This is a genomic window from Sorangium sp. So ce295 (assembly GCF_051527405.1).
In the GTDB taxonomy this organism is placed as follows: Bacteria; Myxococcota_A; Polyangia; order Polyangiales; family Polyangiaceae; genus Sorangium; species Sorangium cellulosum_B.
The window spans coordinates 11105572-11123670 of the sequence record NZ_CP150324.1 but is presented as its reverse complement, the minus strand read 5'-3'; the positions used below and the strand labels follow the sequence as shown (position 1 = coordinate 11123670).

10 protein-coding genes are annotated in these 18099 nt (G+C 72.4%); 5 read left to right on the top strand and 5 right to left on the bottom strand.

The window, feature by feature from the left end; all coding sequences use genetic code 11:
* Positions 1 to 251: 251 nt before the first annotated feature.
* The gene (locus tag WMF11_RS42275; RefSeq protein ID WP_437974806.1) at positions 252 to 2747 is read right to left on the bottom strand and encodes a hypothetical protein; all 2496 of its coding nucleotides are present in this window, start codon (positions 2745 to 2747) and stop codon (positions 252 to 254) included.
* Positions 2748 to 3296: 549 nt separating this feature from the next.
* Here WMF11_RS42275 and WMF11_RS42270 point away from each other — a divergent pair.
* The 3 genes from WMF11_RS42270 (at position 3297) to WMF11_RS42260 (ending at position 11330) form a co-directional block, all read left to right on the top strand.
* Complete coding sequence (locus tag WMF11_RS42270; RefSeq protein ID WP_437974805.1) at positions 3297 to 5045, top strand: S53 family peptidase; 1749 nt, start codon at positions 3297 to 3299, stop codon at positions 5043 to 5045.
* 70 nt (positions 5046 to 5115) lie between these two features.
* Positions 5116 to 8574: a poly-gamma-glutamate biosynthesis protein PgsC/CapC gene (locus WMF11_RS42265; RefSeq protein ID WP_437974804.1), complete on the top strand. Its 3459-nt coding sequence runs from the start codon at positions 5116 to 5118 to the stop codon at positions 8572 to 8574.
* Complete coding sequence (locus WMF11_RS42260) at positions 8571 to 11330, top strand: hypothetical protein (protein WP_437974803.1); 2760 nt, start codon at positions 8571 to 8573, stop codon at positions 11328 to 11330. Before WMF11_RS42265 ends, WMF11_RS42260 begins: the two co-directional genes overlap by 4 nt.
* A 138-nt stretch (positions 11331 to 11468) precedes the next feature.
* Here WMF11_RS42260 and WMF11_RS42255 read toward each other — a convergent pair whose 3' ends face one another.
* Both WMF11_RS42255 and WMF11_RS42250 read right to left on the bottom strand, forming a co-directional pair.
* Positions 11469 to 12110 (bottom strand): hypothetical protein, encoded by a 642-nt coding sequence (locus WMF11_RS42255; protein WP_437974802.1) that lies wholly within the window; start codon positions 12108 to 12110, stop codon positions 11469 to 11471.
* Positions 12107 to 13444 (bottom strand): AAA family ATPase, encoded by a 1338-nt coding sequence (locus WMF11_RS42250; protein ID WP_437904741.1) that lies wholly within the window; start codon positions 13442 to 13444, stop codon positions 12107 to 12109. The genes WMF11_RS42255 and WMF11_RS42250 overlap by 4 nt, the downstream gene beginning before the upstream one ends.
* Positions 13445 to 13958: 514 nt before the next feature.
* Here WMF11_RS42250 and WMF11_RS42245 point away from each other — a divergent pair.
* Both WMF11_RS42245 and WMF11_RS42240 read left to right on the top strand, forming a co-directional pair.
* Positions 13959 to 15053, top strand: coding sequence for a PEGA domain-containing protein (locus WMF11_RS42245; RefSeq protein ID WP_437974801.1), 1095 nt, complete (start codon positions 13959 to 13961; stop codon positions 15051 to 15053).
* 26 nt (positions 15054 to 15079) lie between these two features.
* Positions 15080 to 15928 carry a formylglycine-generating enzyme family protein gene (locus WMF11_RS42240; protein ID WP_437904739.1) on the top strand — a complete coding sequence of 283 codons (849 nt, stop codon included), beginning with the start codon at positions 15080 to 15082 and terminating at the stop codon, positions 15926 to 15928.
* Positions 15929 to 16049: 121 nt separating this feature from the next.
* On the opposite strand, the gene WMF11_RS42235 is transcribed toward WMF11_RS42240, so the two are convergent.
* Positions 16050 to 16706 (bottom strand): HNH endonuclease, encoded by a 657-nt coding sequence (locus WMF11_RS42235; protein ID WP_437974800.1) that lies wholly within the window; start codon positions 16704 to 16706, stop codon positions 16050 to 16052.
* Positions 16703 to 17944, bottom strand: coding sequence for an AAA family ATPase (locus WMF11_RS42230; protein WP_437974799.1), 1242 nt, complete (start codon positions 17942 to 17944; stop codon positions 16703 to 16705). Before WMF11_RS42230 ends, WMF11_RS42235 begins: the two co-directional genes overlap by 4 nt.
* Positions 17945 to 18099 lie beyond the last annotated feature (155 nt).

Genomic DNA, 18099 nt, shown 5'->3' with positions numbered 1-18099 from the left:
CGAGCGGCGGAACGAGCTCCCCAGAGCCAGGTGCGGATCGGCGGACGACACCAACAACAACCGCCTGCGCGCCGCCCTGCGGGAGATCGAAGTCCGTCGAATCGACCCAGGACGGACGAAGGAGGGGAGCGCGATGTATGTCTGAACTGCGGTGTACTGATGCGCAATCAGCAGAACCGGGCCAAGCAGGCGCGTCCCGCGGCGAGCCGCCGGTCGACCTCGGGAATCGGGTCGTCCCCCGCTCCTCGGCGCTACTTCGGCCCCGCCCTGCCGATCGCGATGACGTTCTGCTGCGCCGCCGGCTTGCCGCCCTCGTTCGCCGACACGAACGCGCGCGGGTGCGCCCTGAGGAGCGTCACCGTGAGCGTGATGCCCCAGCCGTCGTTCGTCTTGAGCTCGGCGTGACCATGGCTGTCCTCGACCGCCAGGATCAGCCGGCCGAGCGGCTCTAGACCGGCCGGCGCGGAGCCGGGGGCGGTGAGCACGCGCTGGAGCGCCGACTCCGGCAGCCCCAGGCCGAAGCCGACGTCCAGGATCGACAGCTGCACGCCCTGGGGCGCCTCGCGCACCGACACCACGGGGCCGTGGCCGGGGAGCCCGCGGCCCGCGACGTCGGTGAGGAACGCCTCGAGCACCTGCTCGAGCTCGCCGCGGTGCCCGAGGGCGTGCGTGGCGCCGCGGATGGGCTCGAGCCGCACGGCCCGGCCCGTCGCGCGGGAGGCGCTGGCGACGGCATCGGCCACGACGTCGCCGAGCTGGAAGGCGCAGAGCGGATCGGCGGCGTCGCGCACCGCGAGCGGCCGCACGTTGTCGGACACGGGGGCCGCCTGCTGGACGGGGATGAGCGCGGCGACGTAGCCCGCGATCCACGAGGAGCCGTCGGACTCGCGCCGCAGGGGGCGCACCGAGAGCACGGCCGGCTCGGGCGCGCTGACGCTCAGCTCGATGCCGTCGTCGCTCGCCATCACGCTGGAGAGCGACACGGCGGCGTCGCTCGCGGACGTGGCGCCGAGGACGTCGCCCAGCGTGAGCGAGCCGGGCGGGAGCGCCGCGCTCGCGCTCTCCGCGGGCACCGTGACGTCTCGCGCCCGCAGCCACTTCGCGAACTCGGGCGCGACGAAGCGGACGTCGCCGAAGGCGTCCGCGTACAGCAGCCCGACCGGCGCGCTGCGCAGCATCGAGCCGAAGAGCTGGAGGTCGTCGAGCGCGACGCGCGCGCCCTCGACCAGATCGTCCTCCGGCGAGCCGCCGCCGCGCGCCTCGCCCGCGCCGGCCTGCGCCGTGCGCGCGAGGCGCTTCCTGCGCAGGAGCAGCGCGAGCTCGCGGCCGACGTGCTCGGCGCGCTCCGGCTCGCGCGAGAACGTCTGCTCGGCGACAGGGCCGCAGAAGAACACGTACCCCTCGATCTCGCCGAACGCGATGAGCGGGACCACGACCGCCGGCATGTCCTGCTTCGCCAGGAACCGGCGCGAGAGGCGGATCGCCGGCACGCCCTGCTCGCTGCTGTACGGGGGGCGGCGGACGTCGCGGCGGAGCTCGGCGACGAAGCTCTCGCCGCCGCCCTGCCTGTCGTTCCAGAACCGGAGGTGCCAGCTCCCCGCGGGCAGCTCCGCGACGAGCACGAGATCGGCCGGGTGCGCCTGCTCCGCGAGGCGCGCCACGCGCGGCCAGAACTCCTCGTCCGGCAGCGTGTGGACGCCCTGCATGCGGAACAGCGCGGCGCGCTGGATGAGCTCCGCGGCGCGATCGACGGAGCGCTGGACGACGAGCCCGCGCACGATCATGACCCCCGCGAACGCGACCGCGAGGCCGAACAGCGCGCTCGGCAGCGCGATGAGGCTCGCCTCGGCCCGCGCGGCGAGCACGCCCTGCCCCGCCGCGAGCGCGAACACGCCGAGGAACAGCGCGGCCGTGGCGACCAGGCTCCCGTAGCGGCGGCGCGCGGTCCTCACGAGCCCGCCCGCGAGCAGCACGAACAGCGCCGGCACCCACGCCGGCGCCGAGGCGCGCCGGCCGCCGTCGAGCAGCCCGCCGAGCACCGCGGCGACGCCCCTCGCCGGGGGCAGCGCCGACGTCGCGACCGCCTGGGGAGCAACGCCGCCGGCGCCCACCGCGACCACGGCGACGCGGCCCTCGAGCGCGCTCGCGGGGACCTGGCCGTCCGCGAGATCGCGCAGGCTGACCGCCGGGACGCTCTGCGGCGCCTTCTTGAGCACCCAGGGCGCCGCCGAGACGCCGAGCGCGCCGAGCTCCGGCGCGCGCTCCCCCGCCGGGAGCGGGAAGAAGCCGACGACATCGCCGGCGCTCAGGCGGAGCAGCTCGGGCGGCATCCGGACGACCGGCGCGGCGCTCGCGGCGCTCGTGGCGTTCGTGGCGCCCGCGCGGCTCGCGGCGCCGCCGCCGCAGAACGCGTCGGCCGGGGGGATCAGCAGCGCGCCGCGCGCGCGCCCGCGCTCGAGAAGCCCGGGGAGCGAGCGCTCGCAGAGCCCCTCGCGCAGCGCCTCGGGCGAGGCCGTGACGAGCAGCACCTGCGCGGACGGCGCGGCGTCGGCGAGCGCGGACGCGGTGAGGCCGCGCGCCACGTAGTCGAGCCGATCGAGCGGCGCCACGGCGGCGATCAGCGCCCCCGCGACGATCGAGAGCACGTCAGGCGTGAGCCACCCGAAGCGCATCGCCTCCGCCTGCGCGGCCATCGGGCGCGGGATGCGAAAGGGCTTGGGGATCCGCGGACGGTAAGTCTTCGCCATAATCGCTGAAGGCCGCGGCCCTCGAGGGGGGGCGCGGGACGCCCCGGGCAGCCTGAGCGTCGCATCGTGGTCGAATCAATACAATTGTCCACCCGGGTCCGCCGCGCCAAAAACATCGGCTGTGCGACGAGACCGTCGCTCCCCAGGGCAGCAGGCGCAGCCGTCGCGCCCGCCTCTAACGTCCTCCGGTGCGCCGCGATCTCCGACCTGGCCGCGGCGCCACGGTGTGTTCTGGGCCGCGGCGCCGCGGTGTGTCCCGGGCCGGGGCGGAGCGGTGTGTCCCGGGCCGGGGCGGAGCGGTTCGCGACAGGGTGCGACGTGGTGCTCCCAACGCTCCGCCGACGCGCGTTGTGTTGCGGGCGGCGCACGTGTGATGCGACGTCAGCGCGCTGTGACGATTCGGCTGGATCGGCCTGTCGGAAGCGGTTTGAATCCTTGGTGCCTATGCGCCGTGCTTCACCTGTGCTTCGTGCCGCGCCCGTCCTTGGTCTGCTCAGCTTGGTCAGCAGCGTGGCCTTCTCGGCCTCTGGCTGTGGCTGCGAGTCGGATGTGAAGATCGCAGATTCTTCGGGCAGCGGGGGCGCTGGCGGCGGCGCTGGCGGCGGGGGCGGCGGCGGCGCGGCCGGGAGCGGCGGCGGCGCGGCCGGGGGCGGCGGTGGCGGCGGCGGCGGCGCGGCCCAGGCCGGCGGCGGTGGGGCCGGCGGCGCCGGTGGGGAGGAGCTGCCGGACGAGCTGCCCGACTTCACCGAGGAGGAGCGTGAGCCCACCGAGGCCACCGACGGCATCCCGAGCCCGCTGCCGGGCGTGTACACCGACAAGGGCGTGGCCGGGGGCGACGAGGTGGTCCGCGCGCTGATGGGCTTCCCCATCCGCAACTCGGGGCTGCTCGAGCAGCGGATCGCCGAGATCTACGACCCGACGGGCCCGCGGTTCCGCCAGTACCTCACCCGCGACGAGTGGATCGCGGCGTACGCGCCGCGGGAGCGCGACGTGCACCTCGTGAAGCTCTGGCTCGAGGAGCAGGGGATGCAGGTGAACTTCACGGCCACGAACCGGCTGCTGATCCAGTTCACCGGCACGGTGAGCCAGTTCAACGAGACCTTCGACACGGAGCTCCGGGTCTTCGAGCGGGAGAACCCTCAGGCGGGGAATCCGCCCTTCGACGTCTTCGGCTCCCTCGGCCAGCTCACCGTGCCGACGTGGGTGTCCGCTCGCACGACCGGCATCATCACCGCGGATCTCGCGGCGAGCACCCGGGCGCTCCCGGGCGAGGCCGGGGAGATCGAGCCGGATCCGCCGCCCGGCGTCGAGCGGGGGCTGACCCCGGCGCAGATCGCGGGCGCGTACGACGTCGATGATCTCTACGAGCTCGGGTTCACCGGCGAGGGCGTGAAGCTCGGGGTCACGATCGGCGCGACCTTCAAGTACAAGGACCTGCAGTCGTTCTGGCGGGCGCTCGGCGTGGAGCGGGCGAACCCCGAGGTCGTCCAGACGATGGAGCCGGTCGCGACGCGCTACGTGGAGTCGACGCTCGACGTGGCGTGGTCGGGCGGCCTCGCCCCGGGCGCGGACCTCGTGGTGTACCAGGGCCCCGACGCGCGCAACACGTCGATGGTCTACACGTTCAACGAGGCCATCGGCCGCGGCGAGGTGTCGGTCATCACGGACTCGTTCGCCCACCGCGAGGACTCCGAGCCGCCGGCCGTGCGGCTCCAGTACCACCGCTCGGCGCAGATGGCCGCGGCGCTCGGGATCACCGTGGTCGCGGCGACCGGCGACTCGGCGCAGACCGACACGCCCTCGGCGAGCCCGTACGTGACCGGGGTCGGCGGGACGTCGCTCTCGCTCGACGAGGACGGCGAGGTCGAGGACGAGATCGCCTGGCCCGGCTCCGGCTCCGGCCCGACGCTCTCGTTCCCGATCCCCTCCTGGCAGGTCGGGATCGTCGAGGGATCCGGCGGCAAGCGGGCGGTCGCGGACGTCGCCATGCACGCCGCGACCTCGCCGAGGCCGTACTGGGTCTACTACCTCGGCGAGTGGCGGACGTACGGCGGGACGTCGTTCTCGGCGCCCGCGTTCGCGGGGCTCATGGCCGTGGTGAACAGCTACCGCGCCGCGCAGGGCCTGCCGCGCGCCGGGTTCCTCAACGCGATCCTCTACACGACCCCCGCGGTGCAGGCGACGTTCCGCGACGTCGTGCGCGGCGAGACGGAGTTCTTTGCCGCGGGGCCCGGCTGGGACTACCCGACGGGCTGGGGCGCGCCGAGCGCGATCGGCCTGGCCACCACGCTGCCGTAGCGCGCCCGCGCCGGCAACCGCGCCGGGCGCCGGCGCGCGCCGACCCGCCCCGCCGCCGCCGTCCCGCCGCATGCTCGAGAACCTGCCGCTCTTTCCCCCGAACGGGCTCGATCGGAGCCTCCACACCGCGGTCCTGATCGGCCTCGTCTTCGGGACGTTCTTCACCGAGACGCTCGGCTGGACGTACGCGGGGCTCGTCGTGCCCGGCTACCTCGCGACGGTGTTCTTCGCGGCCCCGGTCACCGCGGTGTTCATCGTCGCGGAGTCGATCGTGACGTACCTGTTCGTCGCGCTGATCGGCCGCTGGATCACCCGGACGGGCGCGTGGTCCACGGCGTTCGGGCGCGAGCGCTTCTACCTGTTCATCGTCGGCGCGGTGATCGTGCGGCTCTTCGTCGAGGGCTTCGTCGTGCCCGAGGTCTCGGCGCGCTACGACTTCGTGCACTCGCGGGAGCTCTACAGCATCGGGCTCGTGCTGGTGCCGCTCATCGCGAACGCCTTCTGGAACAGCGGCCTCCTGCGCGCGGCGCCGCGGCTCGCGCTCGTCACGGCGCTGACGGCGCTCGTGCTCGGCGTGCTGCTCCGGACGACGAACCTCTCGGTCTCGCGCTTCCAGGTGCTCAACGAGAGCCTGTCGCTCGAGTTCCTCGAGCTGCCGAAGGCCCACATCATCCTGGTCATCGGCGCGCTGCTCGGCGCGCGCAACAACGTCCGCTACGGGTGGGACTACAACGGCATCCTCGTGCCCGGCCTGCTCGCCGTGGCGTGGTACGAGCCGACGAAGCTGCTCACGACGACGATCGAGGCGCTCGTCGTCTTCTACCTCTCGCGCTGGATCACCTCGGTCCGCCCGTTCTCGCGGATGCTCCTCGTGGGGCCGCGGCGGATGATCTTCGTGTACGTGCTCGGCTTCGTCCTGAAGATGGCGATCGGCTTCGCCATGGTGCGGTACGCGCCGGGGCTGCAGATGGTCGACTACTTCGGCTTCGGTTACCTGCTCCCGAGCCTGCTCGCCGTGAAGATGTGGAACAAGGAGCACGTCGGCATCGTGATCATGCCGACGATCCAGGTGTCGCTCACCGCGTTCCTCGTCGGCAACGGCGTCGGCTACGCGCTCGTGGCGCTCGGCTGGGGCGGCGCGCCGCCGCCGCCCGCGGCCGCGGCGAGGCCGCTGCCGCGCATCGAGAGCGCCGCGCTGTCGCTCGTGCTGGCGGACACGGCGCCCCGGCCCGGCCCGCGCCCGAGGGCGGCCGCGATCGCCGCCGACATCGAGTCGCGGCGGATCGCCCACCGGCTCGCGCGCGGCGTGCTGCGCGACGGGCGGCCGGCGGACGAGCTGCTCGGCGCGGCGGAGCGCGCGCGGGTGTCGGTGGCGCGGGAGGGCGACGGCGAGCGGCCGTGGTTCGTGCTGAGCCCGCGGTTCGACGATCCGGACGACACGCCGAGCGCGCCGCGGGCGGCGATCCGCAAGCGCGTCGGCCGGAGCGCGATGTCCGCGCCCGCGCCCGAGTGGCTGGTGCTGGCCGCGCCCACCGAGCTCGGCTCGGCGCTGCCGGCGGTGGCGCTCCGGGTCGCGGAGCTGCTCGACGCGGCGGGGGTCGTGCTGCTGTCGCGCCACGGGGCGATCCGGCGCCACGACGAGGCGTTCGTGGCCGCGATGATCGACGCGATGGAGAACCCCCAGGTGCTCCTCGTCGAGCCGGGCGGCGGCGACGGGCCGGAGCTCAGCGTGGTCGGCTCGCCGGCGGGGCTGCCCGTCGTGTCGATCGGCCTGGGGCTCGGCGCCGAGACGGCGATGACGTTCCGCCCGGCGGCGGAGCCGGCCACGCCCCTCGGCGACGCGCCGCGCTTGCACGTGCCACGCGAGGTCGCCGAGGCGGTCGGCGCGCGCTCGCTCGGCGCGCCGGAGGCCGTGCGCTGGACCGGGACGCTGGAGGAGGAGCTCGCGAAGCGGATGGTGTCCTTGACGGAGGTCCAGCCGGGCCGCTTCCGCCCGCCGTCGCTCGAGGAGCTCAGGCTGTTCGACGCCGTGGTGGCGCCGCGGCTGATCGCGGCGGCGACGCGCCCCGACGGCGCGTCCGGCGCGGCGCCGCCGACCGCGTGGGAGCGGGCGATCCTCGGGCGCCTCGGCTTCCGCGAGGTGCGCATCGGCGGCACCGACGCGGCGCCGGCGGCGTGGGGCATCGCGGAGCCCGGGCCGGCCGAGGGCGGCCCGGAGCGGCGCGGGAACCCGGCGTGGCTCGTGCTGGCGCATGCGTCGGCGTCGCCGCCGGCGGCGTCGACGAGCGCCATCTTGCCCGCGGCGCCCTCGACGGAGGCGGTGAGGTCGCCGCTGACGGGCGCGATGCTCGTCGAGGTGCCCGCGCCGCGGTGGCAGATCGGGGCGTTCGGCGCGGGGCTCGCGCTCGCCGACGCGCTCTCGGCGCAGTCGCTGCTGCTTGCCGGGGCGGTGCCCACGGCGGAGCCGGGCGGGGCCGCCGACGTGCGGCGCGCCGAGGGGCTGCGCAGCTACTTCCAGCGGGCGCACGAGGTCTGGGTCGGGGACGGCGGCAACGCGCTGTCGGTGCAGGCGATCGAGGCGGATCGGACCTACGAGCGGGACGCGGTGATCTCGTTCGGGTACGAGGTCGTGCGGCCGGGGCACGTGCCGACGTTCGCGGGGCCGCTGCTGGAGACGCTGCGCGATCTCGAGCTGCGCGTCGGGATCTTCGACGGCTCGCGCGAGCAGGTGCCGTTCAGCGGCGCGACGGACATGGCGATGGCCTACGCGAAGCGGTTCGCCGAGGGGCGGTTCGCGATCGTGTACCTGGGCAGCGTGATCCGGCGCTTCTTCGAGCTCCGGCGCTTCGTGGAGCCGGGGCAGGGGGAGACGCGCCTCGAGGCGCGGCTCGCGCGGCTCGGCGTGACGCCCGAGCCGATCGACGTGGCCGCGCGGGCTCAGGCGCTCGCGTCGTGCGCGGGGAGCGCCGGCGCAGGCGCGAGCGGGGACGAGCTCTGCCCGACCCGGGCGGTGACCGCAGCGTGCGATCTCTCCGCTGCGATAGAGCCCTTCCGGCGCTACACGACCGAGCGGAACCCGTATTACCTGAGGGCGCACTTCGCGACGCAGGCGGCGCCGACGGCCGGGCCGGCGAAGGCGGACGCGACGCGGGCAGCGGTGGCGGACGCGACGCGGGCCGGGTCGGACGCGTCGCGGGCAGCGGTGGCGGTGGCGCCTCGGGCAGGGCTGGCGGCCGCGGCGCGCGCCGCGGCGGCGGCCGCGCTGCGCGGGAGCGCGCCGGTCGCGCCGCGGCGCGAGGCGCAATGCCATGTGGAGATCGGGCGCGACGTGATCACGGGGCGACCGTGGGTCATCGCGGCGCGGCCGGGGGAGGCGCAGCTGCTGCCGATCGACGGCGCGCTCGTCGCGGTGCCGGGCGCGGCCGTGCCCGGCGGTTCGCGGCTGCGGCGCGCGGTCACCGTCGGCACGAGCGCGCTCCGGGTCGATGCGGCCGGGCCCGGGGCGGCGCCTCAGCGGGCGGCCCCGTGACCGCCCCGGCGAAGCGCCGCGCGCCGGCGGGCCACGAGGCGCCCGCGCCGCCGCGCTCCCACGCGGCGCGGCCGCCGTCGCGGGCGCGCCTGGCGACGGCGGGGTTCCGCGCCCGCGACGGCGCGCCGCGCAGGGCGCTGAACCCGCGGTGGCTGATCGCGATGGCGCTGCTCGGGGTGACGGCGTTCGCGCTCTCGCAGCTGTCGAGCGCGCCGCCGCTGGGCAGCGCGCTGCCGGCCGAGGACGAGATCCTCGCCTACCACATCGAGCCGGAGCGGGACCTGGTGATCAAGGTCCCGGCCGAGATCGACGCGGTGGAGGTGACGACCTGGGGGAGCGTGAGGGCCGACGCCTGCGACTCGGCGCGGCGCTACCCGTACGGGTTCGTCGCGGCGTTCGTGAACGAGCGCGGGGAGGAGGTCGCGCGGCACGCGATCGATCTGGAGAGCCGGGTCAGCTGCGATCCGGATCGTCCGCTCGGCGAGGGCGAGTACGCGGCGCGGCTCGCGAGCGGCGGGGGCGCGGTGACGGATCCGCGCTCGACGCTGCTCATCACGCACGACGTGCTCCCGCAGGGCGGGCAGGTGCGGCTCCGGGCGAAGCCCGCGGTGGGGAGCGACGGCGGCGACGGCGCGCGTGTGCCGAGCGAGCTGACGATCCTGTCCCGGCTGGAGGGGCGCTACCAGCGCAGCGAGGCGTCGCGCGCGGTCTACGAGCAGAGCCTCGACGCGGAGGAGCGGCGGCAGCTCGGGCTCCGGGCGTCGGCGCTCGGCTTCGCCGACCTGCCGGAGCCGGCGCGGAAGGAGCTGCTCCGGGGCTGGGCGCGGCGGCTCGAGGCGGGGGGCCGCGAGGGGATCGACTACGAGATGTCGCGCCTGCTCTTGCGGCGGTTCCGGATGCCGTACCCGCGCGCCGAGGGGCGCGGCGCGTCCGAGTTCGTGATCGGCGAGCGCCGCGCGGCCGCGCTGAACTTCCGCGGCCCGCTGTCGCTCGACATCGAGGGCCCGCCGGGCCGCACGGTGCGGGTCGCCGACGGCGCGAGCGGGTCCGCGAGCGTCGAGCTCGGCCCGCTCGGGAGGGCCACGGTGCGGCTCCTGCGGGAGGACATCCGGACGGTGGTGATCGACGGCGTCGGCCCGGATTTCGGCGTGCGGTTCGGCGCGCCGGAGGCGCAGGCGATGCAGCAGATCGGCGAGATCGTCCACCCGGCGATGCCCTCGCCTGCGGGCGAGGGGGGCCCCGGCGCCGCGCCGGGGGCACTTCCGTCGGCGGCCGCCGCGGAGCCGCCCGCGCCGTTCGCGCCCGCCGCCGCGGCGGCGGAGGCGGCTCCGGCGCGGCTGCAGACGCCGCCGGACGTGCGGATCGTGCGCTACCTGGCGCTGGATCCGAGCGACCCGGTGATCGCGCGGATGGCGCCCGGGCAAGAGCTCCTCGGGCTGCTGATCCGGACCGAGATCGACGCGAGCGGGGGCGCGAACCAGGGCGACGCGACGGTGGTGGCGCGGTGGGGTCCTGGGCCGTCGGAGCGGGCCGAGCTCAAGGTGACGCTCCCGCGATCGCGGTTCGAGTGGTGGAACGAGGGGTTCGACGCGTCCGAGCCGCGGCTCGCGATCCTCCGACCGCCGGCGGGGGTGGAGCGGATCGAGATCACGGGCGACGTGAGGACGCGCCTGCGGCTGCGCGCGATCGAGCCGGGCGTGAACGAGACGCTGTACCGGCTGCCGTACCGGGTCACGCTGGCCGAGGACGAGACGTGGCGCTACGCGCCGTTCGACGTGAGCACGTGGACGGACGTGCGGGCGTTCAACCTCGACGATCTGGAGCGGAAGGAGCGCTTCTCGGATCTGCGCGAGCAGGTGCGGATTGAGCGGGCGGGGGAGGGCGGGAGGTCGAACGCGGATCGGCCGGAGCGGGTGCTCGTCCCGGAGCACGCGCCGGTGCGCCGGCGGCTGCTGATGCCGGCGTGGCAGTCGGCGGGGGAGCCGTCGCCGGGCGACGCGTGGACGCCGCTGCTCGTGGCGAAGGACGTGCGGGTGGACGGGGCGGGGGCGCGGGCCGGGCGGCTGTCGGTGATCTACCGGGCCGCGCGCGCGTCGCTCGGCAAGGAGGTGGCGGTGCGCGTCGACGGCGAGGTGGCGCTGAAGGAGCCGATCGTCGCGCTGTCGGGATCGCTGCGGGTGGCGGCGCCGGCCGGCGCGCGGCGGGTCGAGGTCGAGGGGCTGGGCGAGACGGGGGTGGCGTACACGGACGCGCCGCCGGCGAACGGCGGGGCGATCGTGCGCCGGCGCGACGTGTTCGAGCTGACGCGCGGCCGGCCGATGACGTACGAGTTCGAGCAGGAGGCGGGCGAGACGCTGCACCTGGTGCTGTTCGTGGTGACGCCCGGGGAGAACGCGGACTACCGGATCCGGTACCGGCTCGAGGGGGCGAAGCCGGCGTCGCGGGAGGCGGCGTTCTTCCGGCGGGTGACGATCCCGGACGGCGTGCTGGCGGGCCGCGGCGGCGACCTGACGCGCGCGACGCTGTGGGAGGCGGCGACGGAGAAGCGCGGCACGGACGGGGTGGGGCGCGCGGTGATCCGGCTGGGCGACGATCTGGAGCCCGGGGAGCGGGCGGTGCGGCTGTCGCTGCTGGGGGCGCAGCCGGGCGACACGGGGGAGCCGGCGAAGGCGGTCTGGGTCGGGGCGGTGCTGGTCGGGCAGAAGGCGCCGGGGCGGGACGACGGGCCGAGGCTGTGGGTGGAGGACGATCCGTGAGGAGAAGCGGGGGGCGCCGCAGCGCTCGGCTGCCGCACCCGTGAGGCGCCGCGCATGGGGCGTTGCGTTCAAGGCGATCTGGAGAGTGAGTTTTCCAGGGACCTCGGCAGTGGCGCGGTCGTATCGCTCGCGGCTCGATCAGGCGTGCGCGGCTCGAGGCCGCGCAGCCGCGAGAATCGCCTCGGCGAGCTGCTCCTCGAACCGGCGGAACGCAGGCAGTCGGCGTAGCGTCCGAGGGTCGATGTTGGCGCCGAAGAAATCGTAGAGATCGGCACCGCAGAGGCGACCGCCGCCGCTCGCCGTGAGGACCTCTTCCAGCGCACGCTTTGGATCGAGCACGCTCTCTGGATCCGCCGGTAACAGAAGCGGCGACATCGGCGGCAGCAGCTTCTGGAACGGCAGCGCGTCGACGAGGAGCCATGCCTCGATCTCGCGCACAGGAACGCACGCTGCGGCCGCCAGATCAGCAAACTCTGCTCGGGCCAGCTCCAGCCCCGGCTCGATCTGCTCGCGCTGTGTCCGCTCGGAATCGCCCGATCCATCCGAGTGGATGACGAAGAGCGTACATTGATCCCAATACGCGCGAATGGAAGCCGCAATCCGGACGTCGCGCCGCCGTGACGTGCGGGCCGGGGCGTCGATGCCCACGCTCGGGCCGATCATGGGAACCTCGGGAAGCACCTTGGCGGCGAGCGCGGGGATCAGCTGATCGAGGAGCGGGAGTAGCAACGCATAGTCGGTTTTTCCCTCGGCGAAGAGCCCTGCGCACAGATACGTCATGCCTCCGCGAGCTCCGCGGGGCTGGCTGTCTCCAGGATGCGCCGGAGCTCTGCTGTGGAGATGTACCGTTCGCGATCGATGACACCCACAGGCGCAACCCTGCGTACCCGTGTATGCCGGAGCCCGCTGCCCAGCCGCACCAGGTCGAGCGCCATGATGCACTCCGGGTGATCCATCAGGGCCGCGAGGACGACTGGAGAGTGGCTGGTGATCAGCACCTGCGCAGTGCCAGCGGCAGCCGATTCGGTGTCGCTGGCGACGGGGCGCTGCGTCGCCTCCAGGATCCGCTCGATGAGCGTCCTTACGCGCGCAGGGTGGAGCCCGTTCTCCGGCTCTTCGATCGCGATCAACGCGTTCGAGGCGTCTGCACGGAGCGCTGTCGAGAGCGCCAGGATGCGCAGCGTCCCGTCGGAGAGGACACGCGAGGGGAGGCGCTGGCCATCGGACGTTTCCATCTGCACGACGAGCGTGTCGCCCTCGACGACGACCTCGAAGGTGCGGACTCCAGGTACGAGGCTCGCGACGTCCGCCCGGATCTCGGCGATCGCGCCGGGGCTCTGCGCCGCCAGCGTAGCCGCCAGGTTGGCGCCGTCCGTCGAGAGCCTCGCTGGTGCGCCAGGCTCGCTCGGCTCGCGGATCCGTTGGGCTTCCAGGTGCAGGACGCGCAGGCCACTGAGCTCCTCGGCGACGGCGCGCAGGTGCGGCGAGCGAGCCTGCATCTCCGGCTCCGAGAGAAAGGTTGCCTCGGGAACGTACTGCACGGTCGCTGTCATCGAGAACTGGGACGCGCTCGGATCCGCGACGGTCAGAGCCCGCTCGTACTCCACCAGCGCGCCGCCATCTCCGTGGCGTAGGCGTGACGCAAAGGCGGGATGGCGCCTCAGCCATGTATCCTCATCCGACGTCATCGACCGCAGCACCTCGCGAACGACCGTCAGACGCTCTCTCATGGAGCTGAGCTGCTGAAGCTCGATGTTCACCTCATAACGGAGCCGCGTCGCCTGGAGCGGTACGTCGCGCAGGCCGACCCTCACCGCGGAACGCGGCAGGATCACCTCGATCGCGAGCGCCATGCTGGCGAGGGCGCCGAATCCGCGTGCGACCGTCGTGGTCGGCTCTTCGTCCCGGCGACGGAACTGCTCGCGGATGCGCCCTCTCCCCTCTCCGACGGCTGCGGCGAGCGGGCTGCCCGCGAGCCGCGCAAGCAGCGAGAGCGCGTCGAGCAGGTTCGATTTTCCGGCTCCGTTCGGGCCGATCAGAACGGAGAACGGCTCGAGATCGAGGGCGAAGCCCTGAAAAGACTTGAACCCGTCTATCTCGATGCGGGTGATCATCTCCGGCGCCCTTGTGGCAGAGCCTACAGCACATGAGTCCCGCGGGCCAGCGGTTCTCGGGGCTGAGCCTGCCACGCGAAGCGGGCGGCGCCAGCGGCTCGTGCCGGTGCGGCGTCGACGAAGGCAAACTGAGCCGGCACCCGGATCGAGGGCATGCGACCGGCCCGCCGAGAGCAGCCGCGTCGGCTGACCAATCCGTGCCGGTATGCAGCCAAATGGGTCACCTGAAAGCGTGTATGGCCGACGGGAACGAACTGGCACAGTGCCGCCTCGCACACGCCTGCGTTGTCACCATGGCCGCAGCTGCCGCGGTCCGTCGCGTCTCGGTGTACACGCTCCGCGCGCTGCACAGCTACGTGGGAGCTACGTCGAGCGGTGCGGATGGCATCGGAAGGCTCTCTTCTTAGTCAAGCCGAACCATGCGCTTGCTCACTGACGGGTTGGTCGTGCGGCCCTTTTTGTTGTAGGGTCTCCCCGCGCGCCCCTGCGGCTCGCTGCAGCGGAACGAGCACACATGGCGGAAACGACGACGAGCCCGCTCGGGAAATGCCTTGTTGCGGTGCCCATCCTTCGCCTCGCGGACACCCGTCGTGGCGCCAGCCGCGCGCGAGGCGCGCGCGCCTTCGCCGGCCTCGCGTCTGCCGTCGCGGTCGCGCTCGGCGGCGCGGCGGCGCACGCGCAGGGGTCGGCGCGCGACCCGGTGGCCGCGGAGGCGCTCTTCAAGGCCGCGCGCGCGCTCGTCGACAAGGGGGACGACGCGGCGGGGTGCCCGAAGTTCGAGGCGAGCCTCGCGCTCAACCCCTCGGCGAGCACCCAGATCAACATCGCGCGTTGCCGCGAGCGCGAGGGCAAGCTCGCGACGGCCTGGCACGATTACCACCGGGCCCTCGTCCTGAACCGCGAGACGGCCGGGGAGCAGCGGCGGCGAAGCCTGGAGGAGGTCGCGAACAAGGGGATCGCGGCCCTCGAGCCGCGCGTGCCGAAGCTCGTGATCGTGGTCAAGGGCGCGCCCGCCGGCATGGAGGTGCTGCGCGACGGCACGGCGCTCCCGGCGGCCGCGCTCGGAGAGCCCCTGCCGGTCGATCCTGGCCCGCACGAGATCCGCGCGAGCGCCCCCGGGCACCAGGCAGAGACCCGCTCGATCACGCTCGCGGAGGGCGAGACGACGACGGTCGAGCTCACGCTGCGACGCGCGGCCGCGGCCGCGGCCGCGGCCAGCGCTGCGACGCCGCCCGCCAAGGCGAACGAAGCGCGAGGCGGGGGCACCCCGACCTGGGCCTGGATCTCCGGAGCCGCCGGGATCGCCCTTGCCGGCGCGTCGGTCGGGTTCCTGATCGACGACCTCTCCGCGATCAGCGCATTGCGCGAGAACTGCCGCGATGTCGCCGGCGGGACGTACTGCGACCCCGGCTATGACTTCGCGGCCGACAATGCGCGCAAGAACCGCGATTTCGGCCTCTTCGTCGGCCTGGGCGCCGCGGGGCTCGTCGCGGTGGGGGTGGCGGCCTATGGGATCGTCCGGTCGGGCGGCGAAGAGGCGCCGGCGGCCGTCGCGCTCCCGTGGATCGCGCCGTCCGGCGCCGGCGCCAGCATCTCCGGGAGCTTCTGATGCGAACGGGCGAGACAAGACGCGTGGTGTTCTTCAGGGCTCTCTCCGCGATGGTGATCCCGCTGTTTGCAGCGGGCGCGTGTGTCCCTGACGTGGAGCCCACGGAGGGCGTGGTGGTGGGCGGCCAGTTCAACCGCCTGAACGACGCGCGTTATCCGGCCACGGTCGCCGATTTCCAGCTCGATCGCTTCGAGGCGACGGTGGGCCGGTTCCGGCAGTTCGTCGCGGGGTACCCGGCGACAAAGCCGAAGGCGGGGGCGGGCGCTCATCCGCTCATCGAGGGCAGCGGCTGGGACCCGGCGTGGGATGCGAGCTTGCCCGCGGGGCAGGACGAATTGCGGGCCTCGCTGCAATGCGACCCGAACTTCCGGACGTGGACCGATGAGCCCGCCGGTAACGAGGCGGCGCCCATCAACTGCGCGAGCTGGTATCTCGCGTTCGCGTTCTGCGCATGGGACGAGGGCCGGCTGCCCACGGAGGCGGAGTGGAACTACGCCGCGGTCGGGGGGAACGAGCAGCGCGCCTATCCGTGGGGAGACGAGGCCCCGAGCCAGGATCTGGCGGTGTTCGGCTGCGACTCCACGATGACGGTGTGCCCGATCCCGTCGGTCGGGTCGAAATCCCCTGCGGGCGACGGGAAATGGGGACACGCCGACCTGGCGGGCAGCCTGTTCGAGTGGGTCCTCGATTATCACGCCGATCTGACGGCGACGTGCATCAACTGCGCGACACTGACCGACGGAGGCTTCGGCAGGGGCTCCCGCGGAGGGGCGTTCTCGCACACGGAGGAGACGCTCAGTCCGACGTACCGTATCGGCGAGCTGCCGGAGAGGACGCTGTCTTTTTACGGGTTCCGCTGCGCGCGGGGCGAGTAGGGGGCAGACGACGTCCCGGCGCAGCCGTGCTCCTCGACATGTCAGCCCGTCGCGCCGCCTCGCGCGGTGCGGTGCGCACGAGCGGCGGCGAGCCGTAGTGGAGGACACCTCGACGGAGGTGTCATAGGCGGTGCCGCTCGAGGTGCACCTTGAACATGAGCGAGAATGGGAAATCGGGCTGGCAGAAGCTCCGCAGCACTTCCTTCTCGTTTTCGTTCATGTCCTTCCGGCCGTCAGCGATCTGGGCATCCTTGATGCGGACGAGCGCTTCGTTGAAGAGTTGAAGCTGCTTCAGCCGTTTGTGGTCCAGATCCTTCCGGTCGAGCTTGTACTTCTTGATGGTCGCGAGTCCTTGTGCGGAGCCTTCTCGAGCTCGAATGAGCTCCTTCTCGAACATCAGGTGAGCGGAAGGCTGAGCATCCGGGGCGCAAGGGTCCACGCAGCAGGTCGCCGGGATGGCCCTGTGAGGCTGCTTTCGATGATTGCACTCCCAGCAGGATAGGTAAAGGTTCTCCCATGTGAACGCGCGCGTCGGATCCTCAGCTACATCGATGTAGTGGTCGACTTCGCGTTGCGTCTGTTTCGTGCTCTGTTCGCAGTAGAAGCATTTGTGATGGCTCATTGCCTCCAACGTGGAGACGATGTCCGGATGTGCATACTGCTTGGAGCTGGGTCGCTTCTGTGGGGCCTTTGCGCGTTGCTCCAGGAATGCGGTCCGCCAGCGCTCTTCATTCCGCGCGAGTACATCAGGTGCTGGCAGTCGCTTGATCGGGATCATTTTCCCTCTCCGTGCAGCGTCTGCAGCCGCTCTTCGATATCGATGTACGAGAAGTACTCGGGGTTCTTGTCCTTGAGCTGCTTCTCGATTTCCTTTTGCCGGACGGAGTCCCCCGCCTCGAAGGCGGCCTTCCTTTCCTCCATCAGGCGCGATATTTCCTCGCCAAACGGGTGCGTGCCATCGAATGCGGGGGAGAGCAGGATTTCCTCCACCGGCTTGTTCGCGTAGACGTCTGTGGCGTCATCGACCACGCAGGTCTTCCGCTCCCGGTCATAGCGACAGACGAACACCCGGGCGCCTGGAACCGAGCCGACAATGAAGGGAGAGTGCGTTGTGGCGATGATCTGAAGATTCGGGAAAATGCTGAGCACGTCGCCCAGGAAGCGCTTCTGCCAGCGAGGATGCAGGTGGTTCTCGGCCTCGTCGATGAGCAGCAGCCCAGGCGTTTTGCAGAGCTCGGAGGCTTCCTTCTCGCGCAGGACGTGCACGGCGTACATCTTGCCGAGCAATCCGATCATGTGCTGAATGAGGTACGCGTTGCCGCTGCTCAGATTGGAGAGCGGGACGAGCTGGCCGCTCTGCCGCACCATGGGCATGAAGGCGCGACGGTCCACGTGGCTCAGCTCTCCGTCAAGCACGCTGAGCTCGACGATACGGCGTATGGTGTCGTATAGAACCTCGCCATCCCGGCGGTCGCGGGGATCGTCACTGCCCCGCAGGTAATCGAAGGCGCAGATGAGTTCGGTCACCGCGGCGTTGCGCTGAACGCCCTTCAGAGCATCCCTCAAGAAGCTCTTTGGCGCAGGCCGTGCGAGCTGGCTGATCGTGTAAGCATCGGCAGGAAGTGAAGAGCGCCAGAAATCCACCACCCAATCGGGGGATGGCGTTCCTCCCTCGACGTCGATGGGAAGGCGCAAAATTTTCGGGTTGTGCGGGAGAAAGTCGAATGCTCCTTGTGAATATTGTTTTCGGTTCGAGAGTAATTTTTCTGGGTGTCCGTCGATGAACAGGGCTGCTTCTATCTGGAATGGTGTCCCGTTTCGCCAGAGTGCGCGCTCGAGCCGTCCGTAGTATTCGCCGAACAATCCCCGGATTGCGTCGAGCAAAATCGTCTTCCCGGTCCCGTTTTCGCCGGTGATGATCGCCACTGGTACCGGGTCGTCGTGCGCCGACAGGAACTCTAGACGTGCCTCATCGAACGGACCGATATTCTGGATGGACAGATCGAGCAGTCGCATGGGAGATCCATGTGCACCCTAGCACTCCTCCCGGCGCGTCGGACAGCTCTAGAGCACCGATCACGTTGAAACCCGGAGAATTTTCACAGGGAGGCGGGGAGGCGGGGAGGAAGAAGAAATGAATTTCTCCCTCCTCGCCGTCTCTCGCTCCCCGC